General features: G+C 33.4%; 15 protein-coding genes and 1 riboswitch. Of the genes, 9 read left to right on the forward strand and 6 right to left on the reverse strand.

Going from position 1 to position 15,946, the window contains the following annotated elements:
- Window positions 1–235: 235 nt before the first annotated feature.
- Window positions 236–463, forward strand: a riboswitch (cobalamin riboswitch).
- 28 nt (window positions 464–491) lie between these two features.
- Genes ACJAZK_RS10600 through ACJAZK_RS10610 form a run of 3 tightly spaced genes read left to right on the forward strand, consistent with a single transcriptional unit; the run spans window position 492 to window position 4,012 of the window.
- A complete protein-coding gene (locus ACJAZK_RS10600; RefSeq protein WP_415223935.1) occupies window positions 492–2,327 on the forward strand; it encodes a TonB-dependent receptor plug domain-containing protein in 1,836 nt (611 codons plus the stop codon).
- A gap of 4 nt (window positions 2,328–2,331) precedes the next feature.
- On the forward strand, window positions 2,332–3,396 hold the full coding sequence (locus tag ACJAZK_RS10605; protein ID WP_415223936.1) for a YncE family protein: 1,065 nt from the start codon (window positions 2,332–2,334) through the stop codon (window positions 3,394–3,396).
- A gap of 49 nt (window positions 3,397–3,445) precedes the next feature.
- A complete protein-coding gene (locus tag ACJAZK_RS10610; RefSeq protein ID WP_415223937.1) occupies window positions 3,446–4,012 on the forward strand; it encodes a PAS domain-containing protein in 567 nt (188 codons plus the stop codon).
- A gap of 71 nt (window positions 4,013–4,083) precedes the next feature.
- On the opposite strand, the gene ACJAZK_RS10615 is transcribed toward ACJAZK_RS10610, so the two are convergent.
- A complete protein-coding gene (locus ACJAZK_RS10615) occupies window positions 4,084–5,526 on the reverse strand; it encodes a S41 family peptidase (RefSeq protein WP_415223938.1) in 1,443 nt (480 codons plus the stop codon).
- Window positions 5,527–5,764: 238 nt separating this feature from the next.
- Between ACJAZK_RS10615 and ACJAZK_RS10620 the strand changes: the two genes are divergently transcribed.
- The 4 genes from ACJAZK_RS10620 to ACJAZK_RS10635 all read left to right on the forward strand — a co-directional run bounded on the left by ACJAZK_RS10620 (window position 5,765) and on the right by ACJAZK_RS10635 (window position 8,048).
- On the forward strand, window positions 5,765–6,274 hold the full coding sequence (locus tag ACJAZK_RS10620; protein ID WP_415223939.1) for an RNA polymerase sigma factor: 510 nt from the start codon (window positions 5,765–5,767) through the stop codon (window positions 6,272–6,274).
- The gene (locus ACJAZK_RS10625) at window positions 6,261–6,776 is read left to right on the forward strand and encodes a hypothetical protein (RefSeq protein ID WP_415223940.1); all 516 of its coding nucleotides are present in this window, start codon (window positions 6,261–6,263) and stop codon (window positions 6,774–6,776) included. The genes ACJAZK_RS10620 and ACJAZK_RS10625 overlap by 14 nt, the downstream gene beginning before the upstream one ends.
- Before the next feature lie 23 nt (window positions 6,777–6,799).
- A complete protein-coding gene (locus tag ACJAZK_RS10630) occupies window positions 6,800–7,411 on the forward strand; it encodes a DUF4252 domain-containing protein (protein WP_415223941.1) in 612 nt (203 codons plus the stop codon).
- Between the two features lie 91 nt (window positions 7,412–7,502).
- Window positions 7,503–8,048, forward strand: a complete 546-nt coding sequence (locus tag ACJAZK_RS10635) for a DUF4252 domain-containing protein (protein WP_415223942.1) — start codon at window positions 7,503–7,505, stop codon at window positions 8,046–8,048.
- A gap of 140 nt (window positions 8,049–8,188) precedes the next feature.
- On the opposite strand, the gene ACJAZK_RS10640 is transcribed toward ACJAZK_RS10635, so the two are convergent.
- A complete protein-coding gene (locus tag ACJAZK_RS10640) occupies window positions 8,189–8,368 on the reverse strand; it encodes a hypothetical protein (protein ID WP_415223943.1) in 180 nt (59 codons plus the stop codon).
- Window positions 8,369–8,378: 10 nt separating this feature from the next.
- Entirely contained in the window at window positions 8,379–9,722 is a 1,344-nt protein-coding gene (purB, locus tag ACJAZK_RS10645) for an adenylosuccinate lyase (RefSeq protein WP_415223944.1), read from the reverse strand.
- A gap of 680 nt (window positions 9,723–10,402) precedes the next feature.
- Here purB and ACJAZK_RS10650 point away from each other — a divergent pair.
- Together ACJAZK_RS10650 and ACJAZK_RS10655 are read left to right on the forward strand one after the other, a co-directional pair.
- On the forward strand, window positions 10,403–10,870 hold the full coding sequence (locus tag ACJAZK_RS10650; RefSeq protein WP_415223945.1) for a heme-binding domain-containing protein: 468 nt from the start codon (window positions 10,403–10,405) through the stop codon (window positions 10,868–10,870).
- Between the two features lie 58 nt (window positions 10,871–10,928).
- On the forward strand, window positions 10,929–12,158 hold the full coding sequence (locus ACJAZK_RS10655; protein WP_415223946.1) for a glycosyltransferase: 1,230 nt from the start codon (window positions 10,929–10,931) through the stop codon (window positions 12,156–12,158).
- Between the two features lie 586 nt (window positions 12,159–12,744).
- On the opposite strand, the gene ACJAZK_RS10660 is transcribed toward ACJAZK_RS10655, so the two are convergent.
- The 3 genes from ACJAZK_RS10660 to ACJAZK_RS10670 all read right to left on the reverse strand — a co-directional run bounded on the left by ACJAZK_RS10660 (window position 12,745) and on the right by ACJAZK_RS10670 (window position 15,927).
- Complete coding sequence (locus ACJAZK_RS10660; RefSeq protein WP_415223947.1) at window positions 12,745–12,921, reverse strand: hypothetical protein; 177 nt, start codon at window positions 12,919–12,921, stop codon at window positions 12,745–12,747.
- 38 nt (window positions 12,922–12,959) lie between these two features.
- Window positions 12,960–13,679, reverse strand: coding sequence for a YebC/PmpR family DNA-binding transcriptional regulator (locus ACJAZK_RS10665; protein ID WP_415223948.1), 720 nt, complete (start codon window positions 13,677–13,679; stop codon window positions 12,960–12,962).
- A gap of 187 nt (window positions 13,680–13,866) precedes the next feature.
- Window positions 13,867–15,927 carry a carboxy terminal-processing peptidase gene (locus tag ACJAZK_RS10670; RefSeq protein WP_415223949.1) on the reverse strand — a complete coding sequence of 687 codons (2,061 nt, stop codon included), beginning with the start codon at window positions 15,925–15,927 and terminating at the stop codon, window positions 13,867–13,869.
- Window positions 15,928–15,946: the final 19 nt, after the last annotated feature.

A 15,946-nucleotide genomic window follows, 5' to 3' on the forward strand; every position in this document is an offset into this window, starting at 1 on the left:
GCATAACGGTTCAAGTTCGGGATGTCGAATTCAGATAAATCTAAATTAATTCTCTTGTTGTCTTTGCAAGAAAAAAGGAGGATGGCAATAAAAATGAATGTATATCTCAATTTCTAAAGTTTTAATACTTCAAAAGTAATATTATTTAAAGTTATGAGTCAATCATTAAACAAAATGTTTACTTTTGCTTTGAATTTTGGTTTGACTTAGTCGCAAGAATTTTGTTTTAAGAACTTTTATAGGTCACAAAACAAGTCTAAAAGGACGTTGTCAATTAAAAGGGAATCTGGTGAGAAAATAATTTTCAAGTCCAGAACTGTTCCCGCAACTGTAAGTTTTATGCCCAGATTGACTGGGTGTCTCATAAAAGAGTTATTGTTTTCTTCAATACCACTGGTTTATACTGGGAAGGTGAAACAATAAAAAACAAGTCAGGAGACCTGCCAGATTTCTTAATCAAAAATGACTTTCGGGAGAAAAGTCTTTGAGGTATGAAACACATAATTCTATTTTATTGTTTACTGCTTTTTAGCAGTGTTGCTTGGTCACAATCAACTTTGGATTCCATTCAAAAGTTGGATGTCGTGGTGTTGAGTGATGTCAAGTTAAAGCAATATGCTAAAGGCTACAAGTTGACTGTATTGGGCGATTCAATTTTGAGAAAGAACAGAACCTCACTTACAGATGTACTCAGATTTAACTCTAATATTTACTTTAAAGAAAATGGCTATGGGATGGTGTCTTCGGCTTCTTTTAGAGGAACTAACGCCTCTCAAACTGCTGTAATTTGGAATGGAATTAACATCAATTCCCAACTCAACGGTCAAGTAGATTTCAATACGATATCTTCTGCTAATTACGATAATATAAGTATTAGAAGTGGAGGAGGAAGCGTACAATACGGCAGTGGAGCTATCGGTGGGACGATTCACTTATCTAATGATTTAGATTTTAAAACTCATTTTGACAACCGCGCACAAGTTGCGTTTGGAAGTTTTGACACGCAAAATGTTAATTATAATGGATCCTTCGGAAAGGGGAAGTGGTCAGCAACTATTGGTGCTGCATATGTCAGTTCTGAAAATGATTACCCCTTTTTAGGTACTGATCGCAGAAACGAAAATGGTGCATTTGATAATTTAGATTTGAATCTTAATCTGGGGTATATTATATCTGATAAAGACATCCTTAAATTGTACCATCAAAATTTTAGAAGCGATCGTGAGTTTTCAGCAACCTTATTAGCGCCTTCCAATAGTAAATACGAAACTCAAGACTATCGCAGTATGATAGATTGGACGCGTATCGGAAACAAATACACATCAACACTTAAAGCAGTTCATCTGCAAGAACAATTCAAATATTTTGAGAATAAGACTTTAGATAACAATTTCTCTGAGGGTAAGGTCAATACATTTTTAGTGAAGTATCATTATAAACACGAGTTTTCAAAACGGTTAGTAGTTAGCGTTATTTCAGACGCTAGCCATATCACAGCAAATGGAAATAGTTTTGCCAACCCAATCCGAAATACCTTTTCTGCTACAGCCATTTTAAATCATAGACCAACAGGAAAATTACAATACAATTTGAATGTACGTCAGGATATGATTTCAGACTTTGAAAGCCCTTTGGTGTTTTCAGGAGATGCGAGTTACCAGTTTTTAAAATGGTATGCGCTTAAATTAAACGCCTCTAAAAACTTTAGAATTCCAACTTTTAATGATTTGTATTGGAATCCTGGTGGTAATTTAGATTTAAATCCAGAAGAATCATATCAAGTAGATGTAGGTCATGAGTTCGCTTATAAAGAGGCGACGTTGAAATTGAATACTTATTTTATAGAGACGTCAGACTTAATTCAATGGCGACCAAATAGTGCAACAGGATACTGGAATCCTGTAAACATAGCCAATGCAAAACACTACGGACTAGAAGTAGAAGTTGGTATCAAAAAAACATTTAATAAGCACACTTTAAATTTTTCAAGTGCCTACTCCTACACAGAGACTGAAGACGTAGAAAAAAACCAACGTTTATTTTACGTGCCATTGCACAAAGCCAATGCATCATTAGCTTATAATTACAACGCCTTTACTGTTTTTTATCAGCATCTGTATAATGGAGAGGTGGAGATTATTGGAAATACATTAGATGGTTTTGATGTTGGTAATTTAGGAGTCTCCTATAATTTTAATACAACAGGTCAATTGGTGTATGAGGCCAATTTCAGAATTAATAATATGTATAACACCTATTACGAAAACGTCCCATTGCGACCAATGCCAAATAGAAACTTTACAATCAATTTAACACTTAAATTTTAAAACAATGAATACCAAAAAACTTGCTTACCTTTTTTTATCATTTGCACTAATTTTTAGTTCTTGTAGTAATGATGATGATGTGAATTCTTCACCAGAACCTTTAGGTGATTATGAAAATGGACTATTAATTTCTCACGAAGGTAATTTTGGGCAAGGAAACGCCTCTGTGTCTTTTGTTTCTTATGATTTACAGACGGTTGAAAATAATATTTACAGTGCTGTCAATTCTAATCCTTTAGGTGATACAGCGCAGAGTATTGGTTTTAATGGCAATTTAGCATATATCGTATTAAATGTATCTAACGCTATCGAAGTTGTAAATCGTTATACGTTTGAATCTGTTGCAACGATTAATACAGGATTAAATAACCCAAGATTTATTGCATTCGCAAATGGGAAAGGATATGTTACTAATTGGGGTGATGGATCTGTTGCTACAGATGATTATTTAGCTGTGATAGATTTATCATCTAATACATTAACTGCTCAAACTATTGCTGTTGCAGAAGGTCCGGAAGAAATCGTAGCAAGCAATAATACATTGTACGTAGCTCATCAAGGTGGTTTTAGCCAGAACAACGTAATCTCTGTTATTGATGCGACTTCAGATATGGTGTCTTCAACACTTACTGTTGGTGATGTTCCAAACTCTATGCAATTAGATACTGCTGGGGATTTATGGGTATTGTCTGGGGGAAAACCATCTTGGACAGGTGAAGAGACTGGTGGGAAATTATCAAAGATTAATACAATTGATAATAGTGTGACGTCTATAGATTTTGCGGATACAGAACATCCAAATCACTTGGCATTAGATAATGGTACTCTATATTACTATATGTCTGGAAGTGTTTTTAAAATGACTAGTAGTGAAATAACGCTACCAACTAGTGCAGAATTAACAGGTTTAAATTTCTATGGAATGACAGTTAATAACTCAGTATTATATGCTGTTGATGCAGCAGATTTTACAAGTAACGGAACATTGTCAACTTACAATTTATCGTCTAATGCATTAGAAGCGTCTGCGACAGTAAATATTATTCCTGGTGGGATTTACTTTAATTAAATATCATTTTTATATTTTCGCAGAGAATAAGATCATCAAATAAAATATAATGAAATATAACCTTAAAAATATGATGGCGTTAGATTTATATCTAACAACATTAAATCAAAATGATTACGATGCTATTGCAGATCAGGTTGAAGGTAAAATTAATTATATAATGCCATTAATGAGTTGGGATCTCCATAGTCATAATTTCATTAAGCAATTACAATTCGCCCAGCGTGAGCAAGATATATTAAAAGTAGTTCATTTAGGTGAAAAATATCATTGGCAAAACGATATACAATCTATTTTCAAACAGAATGAATTTGAAGCATTACTATTAACAGATCACGAACAGCGTATAGTTTGGGTGAGCAACGGCTTTACTGAGATGACGGGCTATTTCAAAAAAGAGGTGTTACATAAAACACCACGGATTTTACAAGGTGCAGAAACATCTCTTACCTCTAAAAAAAGAATAAGAGAGAAGCTTAGCACTGACGAGTCATTTTCAGAAATAATCACCAATTACAAAAAAGATGGTTCACCTTATAAATGTGAGGTTAAGATTTTTCCGTTAAAGACTGATGAAACGACCCATTATTTAGCTCTAGAGCGACAAGTGAGTTAGTGATAACTTGTTTAAAACATAAAAAGCCACCCTAAAGAGTGGCTTTTTATGTTTTACATTTAAAATAGATATTATTTTAAATGTAATCGGTTTAGAATTACATCATCTGTATCGATATACATGCCTTCTTCAAGAGGTTTAATATTAAGATCGGTTTTAATTGCTCTAAAATCTATGCGCTGTTGACTAAAACGTCCTAAACCCTGAATATCTGCAATTGCTGCAGCTAGAAGTGGTTCGTTAATATCACCTAAGGTTCCAAAGTTTCTTGGAGATTCAATTAATGTAATGTTTGGAGCTAATCCAGTTCCTGGAACTGCTACATCATTGACATTTATGGAATTAGCAACTAACGGTTGCATGGCATAAGTATGATTCGGGTTTATTTCACTTGAGGAAAAATCTGGCGAATCATAGATGGTAATTGATGCTTGAGTTTTACCTGTTGTAAAATCTCCAATTTGAACTACATCAATGTAAGCACTTAAACTATTTATAACTAATTCGCTTGCAGATGCAGAGCGACTCGTCGTCAATACATATACTTTGTTTAGGTTAAGACTATTAATGGTGTTGCCATTAAAGCTACTCACAAAGTCAAAATTACTATTAAGCTCTTGCAGCCCGCTATTATAAACCAATTTAGAATACACATCTCCTGTAAATTGTCCAGTAATCATGCTTCCTAGATAGGATGCAGTGAGTACCGATCCTCCAGGATTATATCTTAAATCTAATACTAAATGCTGTATATTACTGGCCTGTAACTCTGCAAAGGCCGCATTAAGTTGATTGTCAAAATTTCTATTAAAACCATTGTAGACTACATAGCCCACATTTTCCCCATCTACATCAATTACAGATGTAAGGTGCACAGGATTTTCTGTATACGTTTCTTTAGTCAATGCTTGACTGTTTGCCGTTGATGAAATTGTATCATCATCTACTGCATCTGTAGCATTGTCATTATAAGTTCCAAAATTCAAAGTATAGGTGTCTTGACCTAGTAAATCATTTAGATTATTGACATTTAATTGTGTACCGTCTACTGCATCAAAAACTTGACCACGTTGCAATCCTAAATCACTGGCAACACTATTATTGAGTACTAATCTAATAATTCCAAAAACTTCGGTATCACTTCCTGGTTCGAGATAGAGATTAAATTCTAGTCCGTTGCTTTTTGACGTTCCTGCCAATAATTGTTCGAATTCAATATAGTTTGATAAAATCACACTAAAACGATCTGTAGTTTCTCTCTGATAGATAAGACTTTCAAATATGTTTTCTGGGGCTATAAAACTATTGAGGTAATTAGCATAGTCTTCATTAGACATAAAGCGATCATTTGCTAAGTCGGGAATCTCATCTTTATAAAGATACACTGCATTCATACCTTTCCAAACAAAATCATTAATTTCACTGGCAGCAATAGCGTTATCGTCTCTATCCTCAAAACAACTGGTCAATGATAGTGTCAAAATGAATAGTAAACTAATTTTTAATAGTCGCATCTGTAATTTTGTGTTTTAAAATTTCCGAAGAAAAAAGAGATCATAGCATCATCTTACTTTATTCTGGAATTTTAGGTTAATTTTCCTTTTTAATTTGTAATAATACTGTAGTCTAGTAAACTCTAAATTTACTTACATTATTGTAAATTAAAAAATATCCTGTAACAAAATCGAAACATGCTCGTCGTAATAATAAGAAGCAGAATTAATCATTTGTTTTTTAACTAACAACCCACTAATGACACAAACTGATTTTACAAAATTGGTATTGCCTTTTAAGGATAAAGTCTATCGTTTAGCAAAAAGACTTCTAGTTTCTCGCGAAGAAGCAGAAGACGCAACACAAGAGATTTTAATGAAATTGTGGAATAATAGCCAAAAAATAAAGGAGTATAGAAATATTGAAGCTTTTGCGATGACCATGACAAAGAATTTTTGTTTAGACAGACTAAAATCAAAACAGGCACAGAATTTGAAAATAGTTCATAGTAATTACGAAGAGAATAATACCTCATTAGAAAAACAAGTAGAAGCTAAAGATAGTGTAGATTGGGTGTCTAAAATAATTGAAGACTTACCAGAACAACAAAAAATAATAGTACAGCTTAGAGACATAGAAGAGTATGATTTTGATGAGATTGCAAAAGTAGTAGATATGAATCCTACAGCAATTAGAGTCGCTTTATCAAGAGCTAGAAAAACGATTAGAGAAAAATTAACAAAGACACATCGCTATGGTATTAAATAGTATAGAAAAATTACTGGAAAAGTATGACAATGGTGAGACCACCATTAAAGAAGAACAGGAGCTCAAAGCCTATTTTGCTCAAGATGAAGTTGCAGCACATTTGGAGTCTTACAAAGTCATGTTTCAGTATTTTAAAACGACAAAACAAGAGGATTTATATACAAAGGACGTCCCATTAAAAACTAAAAAGAGTAACATCTATCAATGGATTTCTGTTGCAGCGTTATTAGTACTCTCGTTAGGGATTTTCACCACCCAATTTGGTGATAATAAAAAGACATATAGTGAATTAACTATGCAAGAGCAAAAAGATTATGACCAAGCAGTAGAAGTTTTTAGTCTCGTAGGTTCAAAATTTGATCAAGGCGAGAGTAATATGGCAGCTTTTGGATTAATGTCTAATAAGTTATCGCAAGGTGTAGATAAATTCGAACACGTTTCTGAGTTTTCAGAAGCAACAAACAAAATGTTTAAATCAAAAAAGAAAAAACAAAACAAGTAAAGCCTTAATTTAAAACTACAATTATGAAAAATTTTAACGAATACGTAATCAATAAGAAAAACGTGAGTAAAAAAGTACTATTAATAGTCGCACTAGCTTTAATAAGCTCAGTCTCTTTTGGACAAAGTATGTTTGACAAATATGAAGATATGAAAGGTGTCAGCTCTGGAGTCATCAATTCAAAAATGTTTAGTATGATTGCAAGTATAGACATAGATTTAGATGATCCAGATGCGCAAAAATTTATGGAAATGGCTAAGAAAATCCAAAGTGTGAAGATTCTAAGTACAGGTGACTCTGCTATTTCTGCAAATATGAAATCAGATGCAGAGAGCCACGTGAATAAAGCAAATCTGTCTGAATTGATGCGATTTAAGGATGGTGATCAAACTGTAAAATTCTATGTAAAAGAAGGAAAAGACGAGAACCATGTTAAAGAATTGTTCATGCTTATTAGTGGTTTGAAAGAATTAACCAAAGATTCAAAAATAGAAATTAACGGTGAAAAACGTGAATTTGAAACTGTGGTAGTGTCTATTACAGGTGATATCGATTTAAGAGAAATTTCTAAAATCACTAGCACGATGAATGTACCAGGAGGTAAGAATTTAGAGAAAGTTGGTAAAAAGAATTAATTATAAAATGAGCATGTTATAAGCGTTGTCGATCAAAAGATGACTAATAGCGAACAACATGTGGCCATTGAAAAACAATAGATATAAAATCATGAATACATCAGTCAAAATTATAATCAATTTGTTTATTTTGGTTGTGACTTTACAAAGTTGCAACCAAGATCAAACATTGCAAACATTCTACGTAGACAATGAATTAGCACCAGGGTTTACATCATTAGATGTCCCAGTTAGTATGTTGCAAATTGATGAGGAGTCACTTACCGAAGAGCAATTGGAAGCCTATGAGTCTATTGAAAAATTAAGCTTGATTGCTTTTGTTTTAGATGGAAGCAATAAGGAACAAATGGTCATTGAATATGCTAAAGTGCAGAGCATCTTAAAAGATCCTAAGTATGAAGAATTGATGCGTGGCGGAAATTCTACAGATGGAAAATTTGTTATTAAATGCACAGGAGATGGAGATCGTATCGAAGAGTTTATTCTCTTCGGAAATTCTAATACTTCAGGATTTGGAGTTATAAGAGTACTAGGAGACGATATGAATTTTAATAAAATAGCACAATTGGCTGCTGTGTTGCGGGAGTCAGATATTGAAAATTCGCAGTTAGATAAGTTTTCAAATTTCTTTAAATAAAGGTGTCATACCTCTTTACAAGTAATTTAAAGCCATACACGGCATTGATTTATATGTTAATAGCCACTTCAGGTCTGACCACTGGAAGTGGTTTTTTTATGCGTGTCTTAATCACAAATAATAAATTAATGATCTAATTGTTACTTAGTCTCTGTGTTTTTAAAGGCAATACTAATCAAATAAACGGCCAATAGAATTAACGCCGAGAACAATAGGGCTTTTACTATCAAGTAATCCAGAACACCCAAAATACCAGCGACTAAGAAACCTGCAAAAATTAGTGCAGAGAATAAAAGTGTCAATGTATTTTTAGTTGGCATGTATTATAGATTATATTCCTGTATAGTTGCTCGGGCTAATAGCCTTCAATTCCGTTTTTATAGCTTCGGAAACAGCTAAGGTGTCAATAAACTCTGATATAGATTTCTTGTTAATTGTTTCATTAGTTCTCGTTAAGCCTTTTAGAGCTTCATAAGGATTGGGATACGCTTCACGTCTTAAGATTGTTTGAATAGCTTCTGCAACGACAGCCCAATTATTCTCTAAATCTTGAGCGAACTTAGGTTCGTTAAGTAATAATTTGTTTAATCCTTTTACTGTAGATTTAAATCCAATGATTGTATGTCCAAAAGGGACACCAACATTTCTAAGCACAGTACTATCGGTCAAGTCACGTTGCAATCTAGAAATAGGTAGTTTTGCAGATAAGTGCTCAAAAATAGCATTGGCGATGCCTAAATTACCTTCTGAGTTTTCAAAATCAATAGGATTCACTTTATGTGGCATTGCGCTACTTCCAACTTCTCCTTCTGTAATTTTTTGTTTAAAATAGTCCATAGACACATAGGTCCAAATATCGCGATCTAAATCAATAAGGATGGTATTGATACGTTTTAGAGCATCAAACAAAGCAGCCATATGGTCGTAATGTTCAATTTGAGTTGTTGGGAATGAGTGTTGTAAGCCTAGTTTCTCTTGCACAAATTTAGTTCCAAAAGCTTTCCAATCCATATTGGGATACGCGACTTTATGTGCATTGAAATTACCTGTGGCACCACCAAACTTCGCAGCACTTGGGACGTCATTTAATAAATTAAACTGCTCTTCCAAACGCACTACAAAAACTTGAATCTCTTTTCCTAATCGCGTAGGAGAAGCAGGTTGACCATGTGTTCTTGCTAACATTGGAATGTCTTTCCAGTCTTCTGCAAGGGCTTTAAGTTTATTTAGAACTTCGAAGTATTCAGGCACATACACGTTATTCACGGCATCTTTGATGCTCATTGGTATGGCTGTATTATTGATGTCTTGAGAGGTTAATCCAAAGTGAATAAACTCTTTGTATTTAGATAAGTCTAAGGTGTTAAATTTCTCTTTTATAAAATATTCAACGGCTTTTACATCATGGTTTGTAATCGCTTCAATATCTTTTATAGCTTGCGCATCTTCCGAAGAAAAAGAGGTGTAAATAGCTCTTAGATTTTCAAAAACTGAGGGGTCAATACCTGCTAATTGCGGTAGGTCTGCTTCGCAAAGCGCAATGAAATATTCAATTTCTACTAAAACACGATACTTTATAAGTGCTTCTTCAGAAAAATAAGGAGCAAGATTGCTAACTTTACTTCTATAACGACCATCAATAGGAGAGATGGCATTAAGTGATGATATTGACATTGTGTTGTTTTTTTTTGAAGCGCTAAAGATAACATTTGATTCTCTATTAATGTGTGTGAACTGCGATTTTTTAGATTTCACTTTTCGTAAAATTTGTTTTGCCCTTGCCTTAAAACCGTGACTTTGCTTTTGGAAGTCGCACTCTAAAATCAAGACTAATTCTAGATAAATTCAGTCGTAATCATATCCTAGATGATAAAGCATAGTCATGGCACAGACTTTAGGTGCGATTTTTCGTCTTTTATCATCCAATCCAAACACGCTTCTATAATTTTTTATTTATGCTTGAGAAGTTATACAGTCTTTAATATATAATCCTGTTTTGAATACTAAACGATAGTCAAATACTCGCATACTTTTGCAACTGGTATAACTGCCAAATCTGGATGAATACGATGTATGTTCTCTGTAAAATCAACTGAATAGAGGATGCGAGCGTTAAGGTGTTAATTACACATATACTCAAAAAGTCAAGTAGCTCGACATGAAATTTTATCCTCAGCGATAAATAAAATGGCTAGCAACTTCGGGATTAATTCCCTATTGTTAGTTACCATATTGGCATAATGCTATCGCTTTTTTCGCGAGTGATTTACACCTTTTAATTCTTCATAAAGTTCTTTTGTAGTCAATTTGATTTACTTATTTTTAACACTTCTAAATACCCTAAATTTAAAAAAATGAAAACTGTTAAAAAAATCCTAGTCGCTTTACTTGTTGTGTTTATTATCATGCAATTTTTTGGACCAGAAAGGAATGAAGGTGATATCACAACTATAGATGCATTTATTGCAGAAACTAATCCGCCAAGTGATGTTAAAAATATCTTAGAAAACACCTGTTTTGATTGTCATAGTAATGTGACAAAATATCCATGGTACAACAAAATAACACCTGTGAACTATTGGTTAGCAGATCACGTGGAAGACGGAAAAAAACATTTTAATGCATCTGCTTGGGAGAGTTACAGCCTGAAGAAAAAAGATCATAAAATGGATGAGTTGATCGAAGAGGTTGAAGAAAAAGAAATGCCTTTAAAATCATATACATATATTCATGGTGATGCTAATCTTACAGATGAACAAATTACCGCAGTGGTTACTTGGGGAAAAGAAGTGAGAGCAAAATATAGCGCAGACTTAAAGTAGAGCTTTCTCAAATGTTTTTAAAATTTTTAATTTGAGTATTTAAATTTTATAATGTTGAATGAATAAAAAATTATTAATCATCGGGTTCGTATGGCCGGAGCCTAGAAGTTCTGCTGCGGGAAGTAGGATGATGCAGTTAATTTCGTTTTTTCAATCTCAACAGTTTCAAATAACTGTTGCCAGTGCTTGCGCTAAAAGCGACAATGCATTTGACTTATCATCAATAGGAGTTGAAAAAGTTGCTATTGAACTCAACCATTCAAGTTTTGACGATTTTATTTTAAAATACAATCCAGATATCGTGATCTTTGATCGGTTTATGAGTGAAGAGCAGTTTGGTTGGCGCGTTTCTGGGCAATGTCCTAATGCGATAAAAATTCTTGATACAGAAGATTTACATTTTTTACGACGCACAAGACAGCAGGCCCTTAAGGACAATGTTGAGGTTACTCATAATAATTTGTTTAACGAGACTACCAAACGAGAAATTGCAAGTATCTATCGTTGTGACTTGAGTTTGATTATTTCTACTGCAGAAATGGATTTACTCCAAGATACGTTTAAAATAGACAGTTCTTTACTGCAATATCTGCCTTTTCTTGTTGCTCCAATTTCCGAAGTGAAAAAACAAGAACTTCCTAGTTTTGAAAATAGACAACATTTTATATCCATTGGTAATTTTCGTCATGAACCCAATTATAATGCTTTACTCTATTTAAAAGACACCATTTGGAAAGGGATTAGAGCGCTATTGCCAAATGCGCAATTACACAATTATGGATCGTATGCGTCACAAAAAGTGAATCAGTTACATAACGAAAAAGAGGGTTTTTTTGTCAGGGGGTTTGCAGACGATGTCAATGAAGTCATGCAACAATCCAAAGTGCTTTTAGCACCCATTCGCTTTGGAGCAGGATTAAAAGGTAAACTTTTTGATGCCATGCAAAACGGGACGCCATTTGTCTCAACTTCTGTTGGAGTAGAAGGGATTGTTAAGGATATTAAGCAAGACTTTATTGGTGATACTCCTGAAGAGTTTATTAGTCATTCTGTCGCTTTATATACAGATACTTTTACTTGGAGCCAACAACAAGCTTTAGGCTTTAAGATTTTAGAACAACAATTTTCTAAAATTCATTTTGAGGGTGAGTTTAAAGATCGATTATTGTCTTTGGTAGCTACTATAAAAGCACACAGACAACAAAATTTTATAGGACAGTTGTTACAGCACCATACGTTGCAAAGCACAAAGTACATGAGCAAGTGGATTGAGGCTAAGAATTCTTAGTTTTGTCATTCCTGCGAAGGCAGGAATCTCTAGTTACAGATTAGAATATCAGGTTTATACCTTCGCAGGAATGATGACAGTGTTACTTCAACTTCGCTCAATTTGATATGGTTTGAATGATCAACATTGCATAGGTGTCATTTCGCTACTGTTAGTGTTGTTCAACATCAGCTTTTTCAACGTTTTAATTTTTTCTAGATTGTTTGTTGGTGGAAAACACCAACAAAGGCAGAGTACTTTAACTTCACTTAATTTGATATGGGTTGAATGATCAACCTTACATATTTGTCATTGCGCCACTGTTGGTTTTTTTCATCAATAGTTTTTTTAAAGTTTTAATTTTGATTTTTTATAGATTGTTTGTTGGTGGAAAACACCAACAAAGGCAGAGTACTTCAACTTCGCTCAATTTGATATGGTTTGAATGATCAACATTGCATATTTGTCATTGCGCCACTGTTGGTGTTTTTCACCAATAGTTTTTTTTAAAGTTTTAATTTTGATTTTTTCTAGATTGTTTGTTGGTGGAAAACACCAATAAAGGCAGAGTACTTCAACTTCGCTCAATTTGATATGGGTAGAATGATCAACCTTGCATATTTGTCATTGCGCCACTGTTGGTGTTTTTCACCAATAGTTTTTTTAAAAGTTTTAATTTTGATTTTTTATAGATTGTTTGTTGGTGGAAAACACCAACAAAGGCAGAGATTTTTTGTTGGTGAAAAGCACTAATAAAGGCATAATTTTTAGTTTTATTATTCATGCTTGAACATGAATAGTAATGTCTCTTTAATTAATGAACTACTCCGTAGTTTCTTCCATCGTATGATACACGTCTTGCACATCGTCATCTTCCTCTAATTTTTCGAGAAGTTTCTCTATATCTTGAGCCTCTTCTGCGGATACTACTTTTGTGACTTGTGGAATGCGTTCAAAGCCAGAAGAGAGTATTTCTATATCTCTAGACTCTAATTCTTCTTGGATAGCGCCAAAGCTTTCAAAAGGTGCGTAAATTAAAATCCCGTCGTCATCTGCAAAGACTTCCTCTGCACCAAAATCTATAAATTCTAGTTCTAATTCTTCAGGATCTAAGCCTTCAGCATTAATTCTAAAATTACAAGTGTGATCAAACATAAATACAACAGAGCCTGAGGTACCTAAACTACCATCACATTTGCTAAAATAACTGCGAACATTAGCAACAGTTCTGGTATTATTATCGGTTGCAGTTTCTACCAAAACAGCAATACCATGAGGTGCATAACCTTCAAAAATGACTTCTTTGTAATCGCCTTGACCTTTTTCGCTTGCTTTTTTTATAGCACGCTCAACATTTACTTTAGGCATGTTAACAGACTTGGCATTTTGGATTACTGCACGTAAGCGAGAGTTAGCATCGGGATCTGGACCACCTTCTTTTACTGCCATAACAATGTCTTTACCTATACGAGTAAAGGCTTTGCTCATTGCAGACCATCGTTTCATTTTTCTTGCTTTACGAAATTCAAAAGCTCTTCCCATTGCTGTTGTGTTTATGTGATTTTAATTAGACTCAAAATTATCGAAATTTCGATAGAATCACAATATAAAGTTCAAAGTAAACTAATCTGGATACATTTTTTGTCTTAATTCAGGATTTTTAGGATTTCGCATTAATTATTTTCAGACTCGACATATTCAGAATATTTTGTAAATCTAGGTTTCAAACTTAATTTAGCGGAATTAAGTTTAATAAATTTTGAAGAACTCGTTGAGCTTCTTCAATATAAATATCGGTTTTAATATCTTTTAAATAGGCTTGATTAATTATTTTTTTGTCAGCATTATAACTGATGACTTCCTCGGTGTATTCTGTGTTTTTAACAATAAATCTGGAACTGTGATTTTCAAGAGGTGTATTGATTTTATTCCATTGGTTTTTATACCTTGTCATTTCGCCATAGACATTGTCTAAAGTCAATGGATACTCAGTGTCCAGCTCAAAATGGTTTTTTATAATTAATTTATTCAGACGTTTAAGAGTCTTAAAAGTGGAGTTATTACCGACACGTGATAAGCTTTTTTTATTTAATTGCTCAATAGGAAGTTTCTTAAGTTTTGGAAAATTTTGAATACCAGCAATAGAATCATTTTTAAGCGCATATGCTATAAATTCTTCTTGAGTATTAAAACCATCATAAAGATTTGGTAATATAATATCTGGAATGACTCCTTGTGCTTGGTGGCTTTTGCCCGTAACGCGATAAAACTTCTCTACAGTTATTTTAGCAAATCCTAAAGCTTCATTCGCATCTATAGGGATAATTACTTGGGCAGAAGCTTTGCCATGTGTCGCAGAGCCAATCACTACAGCGCGATTATAATCTTGCATAGATGCAGCAAAAAACTCAGAGGCTGATGCACTATAATTATTAACCAAAATAACTATGGGTTTTGTGAATAAAGCACCTCTATTCATATCGTTAATAGTGTAGGTTTCTCCATTGGAGTATCTCAAAATAGAGAGTGGCCCTTTATTAATAAACATACCAGAAAGATCTGCAGCTTCTTTCATAGAACCACCACCATTAAACCGTAAATCAAGAATTAAGCCTGCAATATTTTCTTTTTGAAGCTTGTATAATTCTTTAGCCACATCATTGGCTAAACCTAATCCGTTAGGTGATTCTAAATCCGAATAAAAACTAGGGATACTAATATAACCAACTTTAGATTTGTCTTCTATGATATAGCCAAAGACTGTGTTTTCTTCTGTTTTTGTCTTGGTTTTTGTGAGCTCAATGTTTTGAAGTGTACCGTTTTGCTTTTTAATTTTAAACGTTATGGTATTATGGTTTTGGTCACTTGTAAATGCTAAGACATCTTCGTTAGAAACACAATAGGTTTCCAAAGTTTTCATGTTTGTTGATAGTGATTTAATCACATCATTAACTTCGAGATTAACATTATTAAATGCGGCACTTCCAGGAGTGATGTGAACAATAATAATGTCGCCATCTTCATTTTTTGAAGTTATTATTCCAAAAGATAATTGATCATTGGATAAGGCGTTTACAAACATTTCTTTTTCGGAAGCATTAAAAAAAGAGGAATTAGGATCTTGGTAGTGTAAATAAGCATTTAAAAATGTTTCCCTTACAAAATTATCAACGCTTCCTAATCTGTTTTTAAGCTCTTCGAGTTTGCATAATTCTTTTTGAATTACCTTCGGTTTTAAGACGCTTTCAAGAGCTTTGAAGTCATTTTGAATATGCTCTAATACGGAATCATTTTCAACTAGTGTATATAAAATACTATAGCGTAAACGTTTACTCCAATAGCTTTTTATTGCTTCATCATTGTTAAAATATTTAAAGGTAGCTTCTGGTTTGAATATCAGAGTATCTTTTCCTGTATAGTCAAAATCTTCAGTTTCTATATTAGAAATTACACGTTTAGTGTCTTCAAGACGTGCAGATAGGATGGTTGTATAGTTATTGATAAACTCACAACTCCCTGTATTGATATAGTCATCTAATGTGAACCGATCATTTTCAAATTGAGCCACATCACTTTTTGTAAACAAGCGTTTGTCTTCATCCAAACTGTTTAAAAATAAATCAAAAACGTGCGTGGATAAACTATCATCAACAACTTTTGGTTGGTAATGATTGATCTTAATAGTTCTTTTCAGTGCTATGATTTGGTCACAAAACAGCCCGTTGTTTTGACCGTAGCCAAAAAAAGAAACTAAAGACAACAGTAAAACAAAATATGAACTTTTTAGCATAAATGTTTAGATAGTGCGC

The organism is Psychroserpens sp., assembly GCF_047633235.1.
Lineage (GTDB): Bacteria > Bacteroidota > Bacteroidia > Flavobacteriales > Flavobacteriaceae > Psychroserpens.

Excerpts from the sequence above, each read along its gene's own strand:
- ACJAZK_RS10650 (WP_415223945.1), top strand. The coding sequence starts at position 10,403 with ATGAAAACTGTTAAAAAAATCCTAGTCGCTTTACTTGTTGTGTTTATT.
- ACJAZK_RS10660 (WP_415223947.1), bottom strand. The coding sequence starts at position 12,921 with ATGAATAATAAAACTAAAAATTATGCCTTTATTAGTGCTTTTCACCAA.
- ACJAZK_RS10610 (WP_415223937.1), top strand. The coding sequence starts at position 3,446 with ATGAAATATAACCTTAAAAATATGATGGCGTTAGATTTATATCTAACA.
- ACJAZK_RS10630 (WP_415223941.1), top strand. The coding sequence starts at position 6,800 with ATGAAAAATTTTAACGAATACGTAATCAATAAGAAAAACGTGAGTAAA.
- ACJAZK_RS10640 (WP_415223943.1), bottom strand. The coding sequence starts at position 8,368 with ATGCCAACTAAAAATACATTGACACTTTTATTCTCTGCACTAATTTTT.
- ACJAZK_RS10615 (WP_415223938.1), bottom strand. The coding sequence starts at position 5,526 with ATGCGACTATTAAAAATTAGTTTACTATTCATTTTGACACTATCATTG.
- ACJAZK_RS10635 (WP_415223942.1), top strand. The coding sequence starts at position 7,503 with ATGAATACATCAGTCAAAATTATAATCAATTTGTTTATTTTGGTTGTG.
- ACJAZK_RS10665 (WP_415223948.1), bottom strand. The coding sequence starts at position 13,679 with ATGGGAAGAGCTTTTGAATTTCGTAAAGCAAGAAAAATGAAACGATGG.
- ACJAZK_RS10670 (WP_415223949.1), bottom strand. The coding sequence starts at position 15,927 with ATGCTAAAAAGTTCATATTTTGTTTTACTGTTGTCTTTAGTTTCTTTT.
- ACJAZK_RS10605 (WP_415223936.1), top strand. The coding sequence starts at position 2,332 with ATGAATACCAAAAAACTTGCTTACCTTTTTTTATCATTTGCACTAATT.
- purB (WP_415223944.1), bottom strand. The coding sequence starts at position 9,722 with ATGTCAATATCATCACTTAATGCCATCTCTCCTATTGATGGTCGTTAT.
- ACJAZK_RS10655 (WP_415223946.1), top strand. The coding sequence starts at position 10,929 with ATGAATAAAAAATTATTAATCATCGGGTTCGTATGGCCGGAGCCTAGA.
- ACJAZK_RS10600 (WP_415223935.1), top strand. The coding sequence starts at position 492 with ATGAAACACATAATTCTATTTTATTGTTTACTGCTTTTTAGCAGTGTT.
- ACJAZK_RS10625 (WP_415223940.1), top strand. The coding sequence starts at position 6,261 with ATGGTATTAAATAGTATAGAAAAATTACTGGAAAAGTATGACAATGGT.
- ACJAZK_RS10620 (WP_415223939.1), top strand. The coding sequence starts at position 5,765 with ATGACACAAACTGATTTTACAAAATTGGTATTGCCTTTTAAGGATAAA.